11 protein-coding genes, 1 tRNA gene and 1 pseudogene are annotated in these 13,337 nt (G+C 49.6%); 6 read left to right on the top strand and 7 right to left on the bottom strand.

Annotated features, from left to right (window positions below; genetic code table 11):
* Window positions 1–449: NAD(P)/FAD-dependent oxidoreductase (locus tag B5E67_RS14560; RefSeq protein ID WP_143405441.1), on the bottom strand; the 449-nt coding region annotated here is incomplete at its 3' end.
* Between the two features lie 245 nt (window positions 450–694).
* Between B5E67_RS14560 and B5E67_RS14565 the strand changes: the two genes are divergently transcribed.
* The gene (locus B5E67_RS14565) at window positions 695–1,555 is read left to right on the top strand and encodes a LysR family transcriptional regulator (RefSeq protein ID WP_087385833.1); all 861 of its coding nucleotides are present in this window, start codon (window positions 695–697) and stop codon (window positions 1,553–1,555) included.
* A gap of 286 nt (window positions 1,556–1,841) precedes the next feature.
* Here B5E67_RS14565 and B5E67_RS14570 read toward each other — a convergent pair whose 3' ends face one another.
* The 5 genes from B5E67_RS14570 to B5E67_RS14590 all read right to left on the bottom strand — a co-directional run bounded on the left by B5E67_RS14570 (window position 1,842) and on the right by B5E67_RS14590 (window position 7,305).
* On the bottom strand, window positions 1,842–3,464 hold the full coding sequence (locus B5E67_RS14570; RefSeq protein ID WP_087385834.1) for an FAD-dependent oxidoreductase: 1,623 nt from the start codon (window positions 3,462–3,464) through the stop codon (window positions 1,842–1,844).
* Window positions 3,465–3,467: 3 nt separating this feature from the next.
* Window positions 3,468–4,031, bottom strand: a complete 564-nt coding sequence (gene ahpC, locus B5E67_RS14575; protein WP_087385835.1) for an alkyl hydroperoxide reductase subunit C — start codon at window positions 4,029–4,031, stop codon at window positions 3,468–3,470.
* 129 nt (window positions 4,032–4,160) lie between these two features.
* Window positions 4,161–4,967 (bottom strand): class I SAM-dependent methyltransferase, encoded by an 807-nt coding sequence (locus tag B5E67_RS14580; RefSeq protein WP_087385836.1) that lies wholly within the window; start codon window positions 4,965–4,967, stop codon window positions 4,161–4,163.
* Between the two features lie 111 nt (window positions 4,968–5,078).
* On the bottom strand, window positions 5,079–5,945 hold the full coding sequence (locus B5E67_RS14585; protein WP_087385837.1) for an alpha/beta hydrolase: 867 nt from the start codon (window positions 5,943–5,945) through the stop codon (window positions 5,079–5,081).
* 502 nt (window positions 5,946–6,447) lie between these two features.
* A complete protein-coding gene (locus tag B5E67_RS14590; RefSeq protein WP_087385838.1) occupies window positions 6,448–7,305 on the bottom strand; it encodes a class I SAM-dependent methyltransferase in 858 nt (285 codons plus the stop codon).
* A gap of 389 nt (window positions 7,306–7,694) precedes the next feature.
* Here B5E67_RS14590 and B5E67_RS14595 point away from each other — a divergent pair, with 389 nt between their 5' ends.
* The 5 genes from B5E67_RS14595 (at window position 7,695) to B5E67_RS14620 (ending at window position 12,946) form a co-directional block, all read left to right on the top strand.
* Window positions 7,695–8,117 carry a flavodoxin gene (locus B5E67_RS14595; protein WP_087385839.1) on the top strand — a complete coding sequence of 141 codons (423 nt, stop codon included), beginning with the start codon at window positions 7,695–7,697 and terminating at the stop codon, window positions 8,115–8,117.
* Window positions 8,118–8,299: 182 nt separating this feature from the next.
* A complete protein-coding gene (locus B5E67_RS14600; RefSeq protein WP_087385840.1) occupies window positions 8,300–9,217 on the top strand; it encodes an AraC family transcriptional regulator in 918 nt (305 codons plus the stop codon).
* Window positions 9,218–9,388: 171 nt separating this feature from the next.
* Window positions 9,389–9,661, top strand: coding sequence for a DUF6110 family protein (locus B5E67_RS14605; protein WP_087248792.1), 273 nt, complete (start codon window positions 9,389–9,391; stop codon window positions 9,659–9,661).
* 56 nt (window positions 9,662–9,717) lie between these two features.
* Window positions 9,718–11,841: a heavy metal translocating P-type ATPase gene (locus B5E67_RS14610; protein ID WP_087385841.1), complete on the top strand. Its 2,124-nt coding sequence runs from the start codon at window positions 9,718–9,720 to the stop codon at window positions 11,839–11,841.
* 1,029 nt (window positions 11,842–12,870) lie between these two features.
* Window positions 12,871–12,946 (top strand) — tRNA-Ala (locus tag B5E67_RS14620).
* Between the two features lie 58 nt (window positions 12,947–13,004).
* Here the strand turns inward: B5E67_RS14620 and B5E67_RS15675 are convergent.
* Window positions 13,005–13,337 (bottom strand): annotated as a pseudogene (locus tag B5E67_RS15675) (recombinase family protein); the annotation flags it as partial.

Here is a 13,337-nt window from a genome sequence, read left to right on the forward strand (position 1 = left end):
GCTCCACCCACCACATACACATTTTTTCCGGCATAGGCGGCGCCATCTCTGGCAGCATTCATGCCCATGCCCTTGCCGGCAAGCTCCTTCTCGCCGGGAATACCCAGTTTCCGCGGCGTGCCGCCGTTTGCCAAAATAATGCGCTTGGCCTCATAAATGCCCCTGTCCGTGGTCACAGACTTAACCTCTCCCGTCAGCGCCACATGCACAGCCTCGGCCTGAACGATCTCCACCCCGGCCTGGAGCGCCTGCTCTTTCATCCGTGCCGCAAATGTAGCTCCAGTTTCCTGCTTCTCAATGGCAGTATAGTGCGTAACAGTGGAAACTTTGCCAATGATGCCGCCCACCTGGGCTTTTTCCAGAATCAATGTACGCTTTCCACGACTAACTGCGTAAATGCCTGCGCTGATACCCGCAGGGCCTGCTCCGATGATGATGATATCGTACATAGTCATATGCTTCCTTTCCATGTTACCGTTAAGAACAAACCAACAGCACGAAACCATTCTATGATCTGTTTCCGCGGGCTCCACCGTGGGTACAAATCCGGCCATTCGCCGAACATTCTCCCGGAGAACATGCTGCGGTGCGCTCAGATCATTGATGTTTACACCTTGATTATAGCGCCAATCATTGATAAAATAAAATGCAGAATTGTTATACAGTTATAAATCCACGTAATAGGTGATATGTTATGCTGGATCCTCGATGGAATACCTTTCTTGTCTTGTGTGAGACCATGAATTATACCCGGGCTGCGGAACGGCTTTGCCTCACTCAGCCCGCAGTAACCCACCACATTCACTACCTGGAAGACCACTATGGCTGCCGGCTCTTTATCTATGAGGGCAAAATCCTGCGGCTGACAGAGGCGGGTCTGAAGCTGCTTGAGTATACCCGTTCCCTGGCCTACAACAGCCGCAAGGCAGAAGAAGCCATGAAATCCCCTTCTCCGGTCTCTCTGCGGGTGGGAGCCTCCAAAACCATTGGAGAGTTCGTGATTGCGCCGCAGGTGAAACGCTTTTTGCAGGAACATCCCGAGGCCAATTTCTCTCTAACGGTAGACAATACCCAGACGCTGCTGCGGTCTTTGGAGTCCGGCCGGCTGGATTTCGTGCTGTTGGAAGGTTTTTTCGATCGCAGCCGGTACGATGCGACTTTGTACCGAAAGGAACCCTTTTTCGGAGTATGTTCGCCAGATCATCATTTTGCAGGCAGAACGGTGGCTGTAGAGGAACTGGATGCAGAGCGCATTCTAATCCGAGAGCCCGGCTCGGGCACTCGAACCATTTTTGAAGACGCCTTGCGCCGCCACAACCGCACCCTGAATCGCTTTTCCAAAACAACAACCATCAGCGATTTTTCTACCATCAAATCTCTGGTTGCGGATGGTCTGGGGATCTCGTTTCTATACGAGGCAGCAGTATCCAAAGAATTGGATTCCGGGGTGCTGGCCCGGTTTGATCTGGCGGAAACGCCTATGAGCGGAGCCTTCTACTTTGTGTGCCTAAAAGAGAACCTGTTTGCCGCCGATTGGATTCACTGGATGGAATGAGCTCCTGCTTTGGGGTGCGGCCTTCTATGTTATTATCCTAACTTCAATCCGATTAACAATCTTTGGTCTGAGGCAAAGGCTTTTTGCACAACTTCAAGTCAGATGCCTGGGCGAATTACCGGATACTATTCAAAATACTTTTTGCTCTTTGGACGGCATCCGATTGCTCAGGGCAGTCTCGTTCTTGTAAAAATTTGCTTTAATTTTGAATACTACTAAATCATTCTTCTGATTTCTAAATCGATTACAAAAACGCGTCGCACAAATCGTGCGACGCGTTTTATGCCTATGGCATCAGCAGCTCCAGCAGCTGCCGGATATTCTTCTTTCCGAAGGAGATCTTCTCCCCACTGTTAACCACCAGGCAGGGCACGCTCATCACCTGATATCGCTCCCTCAAATCGGGAAAGTGATTCAAATCATATACTTGAGCGGAAATATCAGGATGAGCCGCAGCCAAACGCTGCGCCGCCGTCACCAGCTCCGGGCACATGGTACAGGAGAGGGACACCAGCACCTGAAGTTCCACCGGTTTCCGGATGGCCCGGATGGCCGCCTCAGTCTCCTCATCCAGAGCCTGGCCCGGTCCAGCCGCATTGTAGAGCCCCAGGACAAAGGAAGTAAACTCATGGCCGCCGGGCACGCCATGAAAGGCCAAGCCTGTCCAGCTGCCGTCGGAGCGGCAGATCTGGACACAGGGAAGATGCTCGACCTTGGACGGATCGCCCTGCTCCACCGACAGCTTGTCGCTCTGGGCAGCCAGCTCCTGCATATAGTGCTCCAGCTCGGCGGAGACAGGTGTTTCGTCCAAGCAGAGCCGCAGAATCAGGGAGGAAACCATCCGATCGAATACCGTGTGGAGCTGGGAGAGCATCTCCCCAGTAAACAGACCGTCTTTCGTCTGTGCCTGGGCCTCCGGTTCCGGTGTCCGGCTCTTGGGAGCCTGGGGCCGCAAACCGGTTTTCTGCTGCATGGCAGCGCACAGCCGCTCCAACTCGGTGGCAGCCAGAGCGCCGTCGCCCACAGCAGTAACCACCTGGCGCAGAGGCTTGACACACACATCACCAGCGGCATACAGACCATCCAATGTGGTCTTCTGGCTGCGGTCGGTAAGGATATATCCCTGTCCGTCCAGTTCAGCCAGACCACGGACCAGTTCGGTGGCCGGCTCATACCCAGCAAACACGAACACACCGAAGGTTTCCCCGTCCGCCGCCTGATGCTCCGTCTCCTGCCCGGTCTTGGTGTTGCGCATCCGGATGCTGCGCAGCGCAGTATCTCCGGAAACCTCTTCCACCACTGTATTGGTGAGAATGGTGATCTTCTCATGGTTCCGGGCAGCGTCCGCCGTGGCCTGGGCGCAGCTGAAGTCATCTCCCCGGATGAGGATGGTCACATGCCGGGCGTACTTAGTGAGAAACACGCTCTCCTCCGCTGCGGCAAAGCCGCCGCCCACCACAAAGACATCTTTTCCGCTGAAAAACTCTCCGTCGCAGGTGGCGCAGTAGGCCACGCCCCGGCCCCGGAACTGCTCCTCACCCCGGAATCCCACCATGCGGGGATGGGCGCCGGTGGCCAGCAACACGCCGAAGCAACTCAGCGCCCCACGGCTGGTGCGTACGGTTTTCACATCGCCCTCCAGTTCCAGGCCGGTGACCTCTGCCAGCAGGAATTCCGCGCCGAAGCCTTCCGCCTGTCTGCGCATGGTCTCGGTCAGTTCAGCACCGCTGGTGCGCTCCACGCCGGGGTAGTTGACCACCTCCGAGGTAATGGTGATCTGTCCGCCGAAGCGTTCCTGTTCCACCACCACCACACGATAACGGGCACGGGCCAGGTAGAGGGCGGCAGTCAGTCCCGCCGGGCCTCCGCCGATGACCACCACATCATAGAGACGTTCCATCTGTTCCATAGCTTACAGCTGCCCCACCAGATCCAGGCTGGGCTTCAGGGTCTCGGCGCCGGGCTGCCACTTGGCGGGGCAAACCTCGTCCCCATGCTCCGCCACAAACTGGCAGGCCTGAACCTTCCGCAGCAGCTCGTCGGCATTACGGCCCACGTTGCCGGCGTTGACCTCGTAGGCTACAATCTTCCCCTCCGGGTTCACGATAAAGCTGCCACGCTCCGCCAAACCATCGGCTTCGATGTAGACCTCAAAATCCTTGGATAGGCAATGGGTAGGATCAGCCAGCATGGGATACCGGATCTTCTGAATACGCTCAGAGGCGTCATGCCAAGCTTTGTGGACAAAGTGGGTGTCGCAAGAGACTGCATAAATCTCGCAGCCCACCGCCTGGAATTTCTCGTAGAGGTTGGCCAGATCCTCCAGCTCTGTGGGGCAGACAAAGGTAAAGTCGGCAGGGTAGAAGAAAAATACGCCCCACTTGCCCAGAACATCCGATTTGCTAACGGCACGGAAGGTGTTGTTCTGATAGCACTGAACGGTAAAATCAGCAATTTCTTTCTGAATCAGGGACATAAGGCTTGCCTCCATTTATTATTTTGTTCGTTAGTTATAACTAACCTTGTGATGATTATACAGGACTCACAACCTGTCGTCAAGAGAAATTTTTGTAGTTGCCTATGGATCCCCCTGCCCTTTTTATTCTTACAACTTCAGATGGATCATTTTTACCATCCGCAAACGGTCTGAAACCAACATACTGATCCTTGTGGAAAATTGTAGGCCGTTTCTGGGGGCATGGCGATAGTAGGCTTCCTCAGCAAGAAGCTTGACCCCGCCGCCGATTTTTTCAGCCAGCTCCACCGCTGAATTCACATAGAAGAACATCTCAGCATCCGCATGCCCCATCTGCTTCATATACTTCTTCCTCATCATGGTCATGCCGCTTTTGCTCACCGTGTCAAAAACAATCTCTATATCTCCAAACTGGCAGAGCATTCGGAACATTCCCAGGACTTTAGTATCTTGGAAATAGTGAAATAGACCGCCCGCAATGATCAAGAGGGGGGCATCTGGCACATCGGCTCGGACTCTCCTGATCCAATTCTCAGCAAAGGCATCACCAACAAGATGGACTTCTCTTTCTGCCTTTGGCAGCAGTTTTCGACGATATTCCATCACTTGTGGCAGATCCACAGCATACCAGAGTGTTCGTCCATTATCGCAACGATTATAGGTTGTTTCCAAACCGCATCCAATTTGGACAATCACACCATTTGGTTTGCGCGCCAGAAACGCCTGGATGAACCGATCCATATTGGCAGATCGAACAGCAGAGGCGAGCAAGGTATACTGGCTCTGACGCTCCTGTTGCAGCACATTGGACGGTAGCTTTTCCTTCAGCTCAAGAGCCTTTTTATCATATAAGATTTGCGGGCAATGTTCACTGGCGTAGAGCCTGCCCAACATGGGGATAAATAGCGTATCTTCCACAACACCTAATTTGGGCATAGCGACTCCTCCTTCTTTTTAGGGATTCTTCCTGACAGCATATATAATGCAGCACAAGAAAATTCCATGGACAGAATTAAAAACTTCCGGTTTGAATCTTTCGTTGGGGTGTTAATCAGAGCGAGCTTTGATAAATTCGGTCACCAAGTCTATATAGTCCTCTAACCGCACCATCAGAGCCAAATGTCCACCGGTCAGCCTTTCAACTACTGTGGGGTTGGGCATCAGGTTAATTAGGTCATACTTACAGGCAGGGGTGAATGTTGTATCGTCTCTTGACAGAATCAACAGCACCCTACCTTCCCATGTAGCGAAATCATCCCGGGTCAAATCAAGGTAGTGCTTCGCGTCTATCAGAAAGTCGATCATATGTGCCTCATAAGGTTTAGTGAGCAGCTCCAGCATGGAATCGCACATTTCCTTTATTCCTGCCTTTTCCTCTGGCGTAAAGTCTTCCGTTGTGTTTTTCAGCACCATCCACTTCATAATCTGTTTAATGACGGAAAAAGGCAGGATAGACAGCCACTTTCTGAACTTCTGTTGGCCCTCAAGTATTCTCATCAGGTCCCGATATCCGGCCTCGCTCATGCTGCCGGATAGTGAACAGGTATTCGAGAGAACCAAACCCTCTACTACATCCGGGTGACGCTGAGCAATAATTTGAGCTACAACGCCGCCCAAGGACTGTCCCACCAACCAAACTTTTTCCCTCAGACTGTGTAGCAGTTCCACTACAGCATCAGCAAACTCGCCATTGTCCGCAAAGGGAATTTGATAATCAAAGGTCAAAACCGAAAAGTCTCTGGAAAATCGGTCAAAGTGCCGGTAAAACAGATCCGATAAGCCAATACCGCCAGTAAGCAGCACCAGAGTTGCTCTGGCTTCAGGATTTTTATAGTAACGATAGAGAAATGTTTTTCCACTACTGACTATAAAAGCATCCTCAGGATAAACCTGGCGAAATTCTGCAAGTGTCATAAAAATACTCCTTTCAGATCCGGACGAACAGAGATCCGAAATAGTTTGATTTCATTTAGAATAGTAAAAACGTTTGCTTACCCCCTATCTGTGGCAAGTATTTTAAATCCATTTTCTCCCCCTTTGCCGATGTTCATTTAAGCTCCCAGCGCCACAGTTGGTGTTAATTTCCCAGACAGCTTTTGATTTTCTCAACCACTAATCCTCCGCGATGCAGATGCGGTATTAACCGTTCTAACCCCAGCAGGAATACCATGCCGAGCCAGAACTCAACAACTGCAGGTACAAAAGACCATCTTTCCATGTCAGATGTTTGTTCCATTGCAGGCAGCAGACTCCAGATGGAAGCCTCTGCTATCACCTCGCAAAGCCGATAAGTACACGCTATACCAGCCCACTTTAAATTATCTTTTATAAAAAAGCGCAGAACGCACCCAATGTCGTCCCCGCAAAAGGAATCAGCAGTCCTTGCCATAGTTCAATCAGCATAACCTACTCCAATCTAATCGTAAATGTATTCTGCAAAGTCTATCCGGACGATCTGTAGGTGCATGAGTTCATCGGCCATCTTTGCCAGCAGTCGGTGGATAGGCCGAACCGCTGGAGCATGAAGCGATTGATAGCCCAGCATATAGCCCCGACTGGAAACCAAAAAAAGCTGCGACCAAGGTTCCAACTCCTGTTTGGCGTTCTTTACGGAAAAATAGGCGCCCACATCTCGAATACCCGCCTGCTTCACCCAAGTTTTCAGCATCAGTCGAACTGCTGCCTGTCCGGCTGCATCAAAAACAAGTCGCCCTCCAGGGAATCGTTTTGCGATATCTATGGTCAAAGATTTAACTGCTTCTGTTGTAAAATAGTAAAAAACTCCGGAGGCAAATAGTACTGCCCCCTCCGCAGGGTCGGTGCAGACGGCTTCCATCCAGCTCGGATTTTTCAAATCAAAGGCCAGGTTTTTTTCTCTTTCTCCGGCAGGAAGCAGGCGATCCCGAATCTCAATGACTTCCGGCAGATCGATGTTCCAGATGCTGCAATGGCCATTGTCACAGATTCGCCCGGTATTGTCCAAACCGCATCCCAGATTGATGACTGCAGCTTTGGGATGGACTTTAAGATAGTTTCGCACCTCCCAGGCGAGGTCATTCTGGCGCATAGCAACCTCCAGAGCACCGAAGGTATGCATCAGGCTGTTTGAGTGCCGTTCCAACCGTGAAAAGTCATACTCTACTTCCTCTATCAGCATTGCCGCCGTTGTATCCTGATAAAGTTCGGGAAATCGTTGCGAGCAGAGCCGTCGGCCATACAGCGGGATAATGAGCGTTTCCTGAACAGAATTCTTCTCAATTTTGTATTTTTCCATACTCCCTCCTTAAAAATTGTGGTACTCTATATACGATTATAGTTAGTACTAGTTAACCGGTCAAGTCTTTTTCAATTCATTTTCACCCTGAATAACAGCCCTCCAAGACAACATAGTAAACATCCATAGCTCTCCATCTCTCCTGCTGTGTTAGAGATGCCTTAAAGAAACAAGCTCCTCAGATGTTTTCCTCTTGACAATTTCTAATTCCAACTATATAATAATCGCATCGGTTAGTTATGCGTAACTAACCGATGCGATTAGATAGCAATCGGCAGATGCTTTTCTGCGCTGTGATTAGCCGTAGTAGCGAGGGAAAACCGTCGAGGATTCATCACAGCTTGATGGTTCAAACTCTAAAAACAAAAAAAGAAAGGTTGTTATGTTCTATGCGTAAAGTTGCAGTTGTTTACTGGAGCAGCACTGGCAATACCGAAGCTATGGCTTCGGCCGTTGCTGAGGGTGCCAAAGAGAAGGGTGCAGAAGTATCCCTAGTTACGGCCGCCGCATTTTCTCCAGAACAGGTAAACGAATATAATGCTATCGCATTTGGCTGCCCCGCTATGGGAGCAGAGCAGCTGGAAGAGTGCGAGTTCGAGCCCATGTTCAGTGCCTGCGAAGGAAGACTGAGCGGAAAGAACATCGCCTTGTTCGGCTCTTACGGTTGGGGCGATGGTGAATGGATGCGCAGCTGGGAGAGCCGCTGTCAGGATGACGGAGCCAATCTCATTTGCGATAGCGTAATTTGCAACGAATCTCCGGATGACGATATCCTGTCGGCCTGCCGCGCATTGGGCGCATCTCTGACATAAACATCCCAAATACACTGGTAAGAGTGTTTTCCTCCCCTATTTCAAGCACTCTTCAAAAAGCGAACCGGTTGAATTCCCCCCATTTTCCGCCGGTTCGCTTTATGTTGTATTGATTCTCGTTAGAACAGTTTTTAAAACACATCTTGTTTGTTCTGTCCTATTTATCCTATGGGAGAGCAGATATGTTGTACGAGTACTTATCCAATCAAAAACATATTTCATGGAATTCCAGTCTGCCCGGCGTAAAAATTTGCCAGTTTCATCTACAAGGTTGTTCCCAAGACAAGCGCTTGAAGCTCTCGGTTTTATCCAACACACATCATTTTGAAGCGTTCTTTTGCTCAGGCGGGCAACTGATTGTCGAATCCACAAGCACCTGTCCCGTTATACTTCAAGCACAGGGAATATTCCTTCTTTCTGATGAATCCAAACTGTGCTCTATTCAGATTAGTCCGGATCTGCAAGGCGTTCTAATAGCCGTGAACCCCAGTGCTGCTCAATCCAGTCTGTCCTCCATCTGCCAGATCTTGGGGCTGAAACTGGACATCCATGCAATACGCCAAAAAATAACAAACCAAAATGGTTATACCATTCTCACAGATATTCCCTGGGCTAAAGCGTTATTTGAGGATCTGAGACGTTTGCCACCGGATCATCGTGAGGGATACTGTGTGTTTAAAACGGTAGAGTTACTGTATTTATTTTGTGCCAACACTTCCACTGCCGGAGTTCTTTCTGAAACATCATCCAACGCCTATCCATCCCTCTCAATTTCTCAAGTAAGAGCTTATCTGGAAAGCCATTTGGAAGAAAAACATACTATTCCTTCTCTATGTCACCGTTTCTCCCTCTCCCCCACTTCTTTGAAAACTGGATTTCGCCGTATGTATGGGCAGCCTCTCCACCGCTGGCTGACACAGCAGCGGATTCATCGTGCGTGCGAACTTTTGCGTCAGTCAAATTTGCCCATCCTTACAGTCGCGCAAGCTGTAGGATACGACAGCGCCAGTCAGTTCAGCGTTGTATTCAAAAGATACTGCGGTATGACACCGGGCCAGTTCAAAAAAATGTCCGATTCCGGCGATCCGAGTCTTTTTTAATAAAGACAATTGCAACATCTGTCTGTATAATGATTAAAATACAGCCTGAAACTTGAGATGGGAGGCATTGCAGTGAAACAGCATCGATTTTGGGCTTGGGGTGCGCTCCTCTGTATGATCATGGTTATGATTACAGGTTACAAACGCAAATAAAGGAGGACGTATATTGCGATGAACATTTACACAAAGTTGGCTTGTTTTGTAGGCGGGGCCCTTTTCGGATCTTTTGGCGTGAAGCTGTTGTCCAGCAAGGACGCCAAAAAGGCGTATGTACATGTGACAGCTGCCGGGCTCCGAATGAAGGATTCCGTGATGGAAACCGTTACTACCGTTCAGGAAAATGCCGCAGATATTCTGGCCTCGGCCAAAGATATGAACGAGGCCAGAGCAGCCTTGGAAGCAGAAGAGACTACTGCCGCCAGCCTTGAAAGCGACGAAACCTGATATATCCTGAGAGGGAGCTGCATGGGCGGCTCCCCTTTTTTGTAAAGGAGAACCGAATGAACGCAACCATATTGCATGAAAGCCGTGGCCGTATCCGGCTAAAACTGAGGCAAAAACGGATGACACTCGCACAGGCGGATCTTCTGGAGGCCTGGCTTCAGGCAAAGCCATGGACCCGGCAAGTCTCTGTCCATGAACGTACCTGCTGTGTAATTCTTTATTACAGTGGCTCCCGGCAAACCGTCCTGGACGAACTCCGCCGTTTTTCCTGGTCGGACGCCAAGTTGTCACCCACACTTTCTGCACACAGTACCCGGGCATTAAATCGGGAGTTTGAAGAAAAGCTGGTGAGCAAAGTCTTGTGCAAAGCCGCATCCGCCTTGTTTCTCCCGCCGCCTGTACGAATTGTCCGGGTCTTGTGGCATATGATCCCTTTTGTAAAGCGCGGACTACTCTGCATCCTCCATCGAACAATAAAGGTCGATCTTCTGGATGCTTTTTCCATCTCCATTTCCGTGTGCCGCAGGGACTTCGGGACAGCAGGAATGGTCATGTTTCTTCTGGAAATAGGCGAACTGCTGGAGGAGTGGACCCGAAAAAAATCGGTGGAAGACCTTGCACGGTGTATGTCTCTGAATGTTGATCGAGTGTGGGTACGAACTCCACAGGGTGAAATTCTGGTTCCGATCTCTCAAGTTCAGCCGGGAGATGCTGTGATTGTTCGTGCAGGGGGAATCATTCCAGCAGACGGATCGATACTGGAAGGTGAATGCACGGTCAACCAGTCCTCCCTCACCGGCGAATCAATCCCTGTACCAAAACATCCTGGAAGCATGGTCTATGCAGGAACTGTACTGGAAGAAGGCGAGTGCGTTCTGGAAGTAAAACAATCCTCCGGACAAAGCCGTTACGACCAGATCGTCCACATGATTGAACAGTCGGAGCAACTAAAATCCTCTGTTGAAAGCAAAGCAGCCAACCTTGCCGACAAACTCGTTCCCTATACATTTGCCGGCAGTATTCTTAATTTTATTCTCAGTCGGAATATTACTCGGGCGCTATCCGTGCTGATGGTGGATTTTTCCTGTGCTTTAAAATTAGCCATGCCGCTGGCGGTAATTTCCGCCATGCGCGAAGCTGGAAAATCCCATATCACCATAAAAGGCGGGAAATTTCTGGAAGCAGTGGCTGCTGCGGACACAATCGTTTTTGATAAGACGGGCACCTTGACCCACGCATGTCCAAAAGTCGTTCAGGTGATACCCTTTGGCGGGAAAACAGAGACCGAGATGCTGCGCCTGGCCGCTTGTCTGGAGGAGCATTTTCCCCATTCTATGGCCAATGCCGTTGTGGAAGAGGCAAAGATCCGCGGCTTGATTCATGAAGAATATCATTCCAAGGTGGAGTATCTAGTAGCACATGGGATTGCCAGTACTGTAAATGGTGAACGTGTCCTCATCGGTAGTGCCCATTTTATATTTGAAGATGAACATTGTGTGATTCCAGCTGGAGAGGCCGAACGTTTCGAAAATCTTCCTCCGGAGTATTCCCATCTATACCTGTCGATCGGCGGGCAGTTAGCTGCAGTAATCTGTATTTCTGATCCCTTGCGGGAAGAAGCCAAAAGCGTTCTTGCTGCGCTCCGCACACTGGGCATTACTAATCTTATTATGCTTACAGGAGACAGCCATCGAGCGGCTTCTACGATTGCTGCTCAGGTTGGAGTGGATGAATTCCGCTCCGAGGTGCTCCCTGCTGACAAAGCCGATTTTATCGCACATCTCCGGAAATCTGGCCATACGGTATTGATGGTTGGAGACGGTATCAACGATTCCCCTGCTCTATCGGAAGCAGATGCCGGCATCGCTATTAGCGATGGTGCAGCCATAGCCCGGGAAATCGCGGATATTACCATCGCCGCCGACAGTCTCTGGGAATTGGTGGAGTTGCGTCGAATTTCCTTGGAACTCATGACACGCATTCACTCCAACTATCGTTTTGTTATTGGTTTTAATGGCACCCTGATCGCTTTGGGTATGGCCGGCATAATCTCCCCCGCCACATCCGCGATGCTTCATAATCTTTCCACTTTGGCTGTCAGTCTGCGGAGTATGAGTTCATTGCCGAAAAATAAAAAACCAGTTGTTTTAATTCCTGGTAACACTAGCAAAAGTCTCTAATCCAGCCGTTTTCTTCTTAGATAATTCAACTTAAAAACTGCGCATTTCTACTCAGCCCTGGAGTTCTAAAACATTTCGGCATTCTGTTAGTTGTTGAGGTTCAGCTCACATATGGCGGGCTTCCGGATGAAAAATAGTTTCGGGGCCAGGGCGTGGTCTACTGTGCCAACTGTAACGGAAAACTTTTCACCAGGAAGGATGTCTTTGCAGTCTCCCGCCCCATATCATGACGAGTGTTCCTACAGCATTTGAAAAGCTGTAAGAGCACTCGTTTTTATTATTTTTATCCAGCGATTTCAGCCGGGATGCAGTTAATGAACACTCTCTTCTGGGTATTGAGACGGTCACATCAGGAATTGGCAGGAGTAACATTTTAGAAAGCGTGCTTTCTCCCACATGGTTATTTTTGATACGAAGCCTCTACTCCCACATACCGTTCATTTTTCCGCATTGTAAATCTCTACCTTCTCGACCAATCTGTTGAACATCCAGAGCGTAAGCTTGTATACTCAGGTATACTTTCACACCAAAGAGATGGATAAGTTCCTGTCTGCCATTGGCCAGAGCAAAAACCAAATCGCCAAGCGGGTCAATGCTCCGCTTATCAGGCCGATATGGAAGAGCTCTGCTGGAAAAGCTGATTCAGATATGGCACTTACAAAGACACATCCTATTAAGTCAACGCTGAAAGAGGCCATTGACAACATCTGCAGTCCTAACAAGATGATCAGGAAGCCATTAGTACCCTCATTTGGCTATGACGCGAGACTTTTAACATTTAATTTGAATGGACACACCGCCTTTTTCATTCTCAGGGAAACTTTTTAAGTCTTCAAATGCGAGTGCATTTGAACTGTAAATGCTCCTCACCTTTTTGGGCCCGTATCTCATTTGGTACCCCATTCGATCAAAGTGTTAATTTTATGGGCCTATAGCTCAGCTGGGAGTGCATTCGATTCCTGAATCAGCCCCCTGCTCTTGTGGCCTGTATCTCAATTCCTCAAGCATTTGTCAAAATGTCATTTTTATGGGCCTATAGCTCAGCTGGGAGAGCGTACGGTTCGCATCCGTAAGGTCGTCGGTTCGATCCCGATTAGGTCCACCAAATTGCCGCAGCGTTTTTTGGCGCTGCGGCTTATTTTTTTGCGTTTTTCAGGAACAAATTAGTTGCTGTATGTCACTGAAGCGCGAACGAGGTTCCTCGGCAAAATGTTCAAAGGTTGGTCTGCATTTTCGTCCATTACGACGATACTGGCATTCGAGCTACCGGACAAATTTTCAGGGGCTGGTTTAAGGTCCATCTGCCCCGTTTTTTTCGTGCTTCCGGCCATCGAATGAGCCTTAAATTCCTCGAATTCTTCCAGCGACACATTCAGGACGATCTCAACCTCATAGTTTCGACCGACCCGAACTTGCTTGATAAACTGATGCAGGATTGCCTGACGCTGATTAAAATTTGCACCATCGTAGACATTGGCCCAAGTGAACAAATCGTC

It is taken from the genome of Faecalibacterium sp. An122, from assembly GCF_002160895.1.
In the GTDB taxonomy this organism is placed as follows: Bacteria; Bacillota; Clostridia; order Oscillospirales; family Ruminococcaceae; genus Faecalibacterium.

What these genes read in the sequence shown, in the direction of transcription:
- B5E67_RS14565 (WP_087385833.1), top strand. Translation starts at nt 695, where the DNA reads ATGCTGGATCCTCGATGGAATACCTTTCTTGTCTTGTGTGAGACCATG.
- B5E67_RS14585 (WP_087385837.1), bottom strand. Translation starts at nt 5,945, where the DNA reads ATGACACTTGCAGAATTTCGCCAGGTTTATCCTGAGGATGCTTTTATA.
- ahpC (WP_087385835.1), bottom strand. Translation starts at nt 4,031, where the DNA reads ATGTCCCTGATTCAGAAAGAAATTGCTGATTTTACCGTTCAGTGCTAT.
- B5E67_RS14605 (WP_087248792.1), top strand. Translation starts at nt 9,389, where the DNA reads ATGAACATTTACACAAAGTTGGCTTGTTTTGTAGGCGGGGCCCTTTTC.
- B5E67_RS14580 (WP_087385836.1), bottom strand. Translation starts at nt 4,967, where the DNA reads ATGCCCAAATTAGGTGTTGTGGAAGATACGCTATTTATCCCCATGTTG.
- B5E67_RS14570 (WP_087385834.1), bottom strand. Translation starts at nt 3,464, where the DNA reads ATGGAACAGATGGAACGTCTCTATGATGTGGTGGTCATCGGCGGAGGC.
- B5E67_RS14610 (WP_087385841.1), top strand. Translation starts at nt 9,718, where the DNA reads ATGAACGCAACCATATTGCATGAAAGCCGTGGCCGTATCCGGCTAAAA.
- B5E67_RS14595 (WP_087385839.1), top strand. Translation starts at nt 7,695, where the DNA reads ATGCGTAAAGTTGCAGTTGTTTACTGGAGCAGCACTGGCAATACCGAA.
- B5E67_RS14600 (WP_087385840.1), top strand. Translation starts at nt 8,300, where the DNA reads ATGTTGTACGAGTACTTATCCAATCAAAAACATATTTCATGGAATTCC.
- B5E67_RS14590 (WP_087385838.1), bottom strand. Translation starts at nt 7,305, where the DNA reads ATGGAAAAATACAAAATTGAGAAGAATTCTGTTCAGGAAACGCTCATT.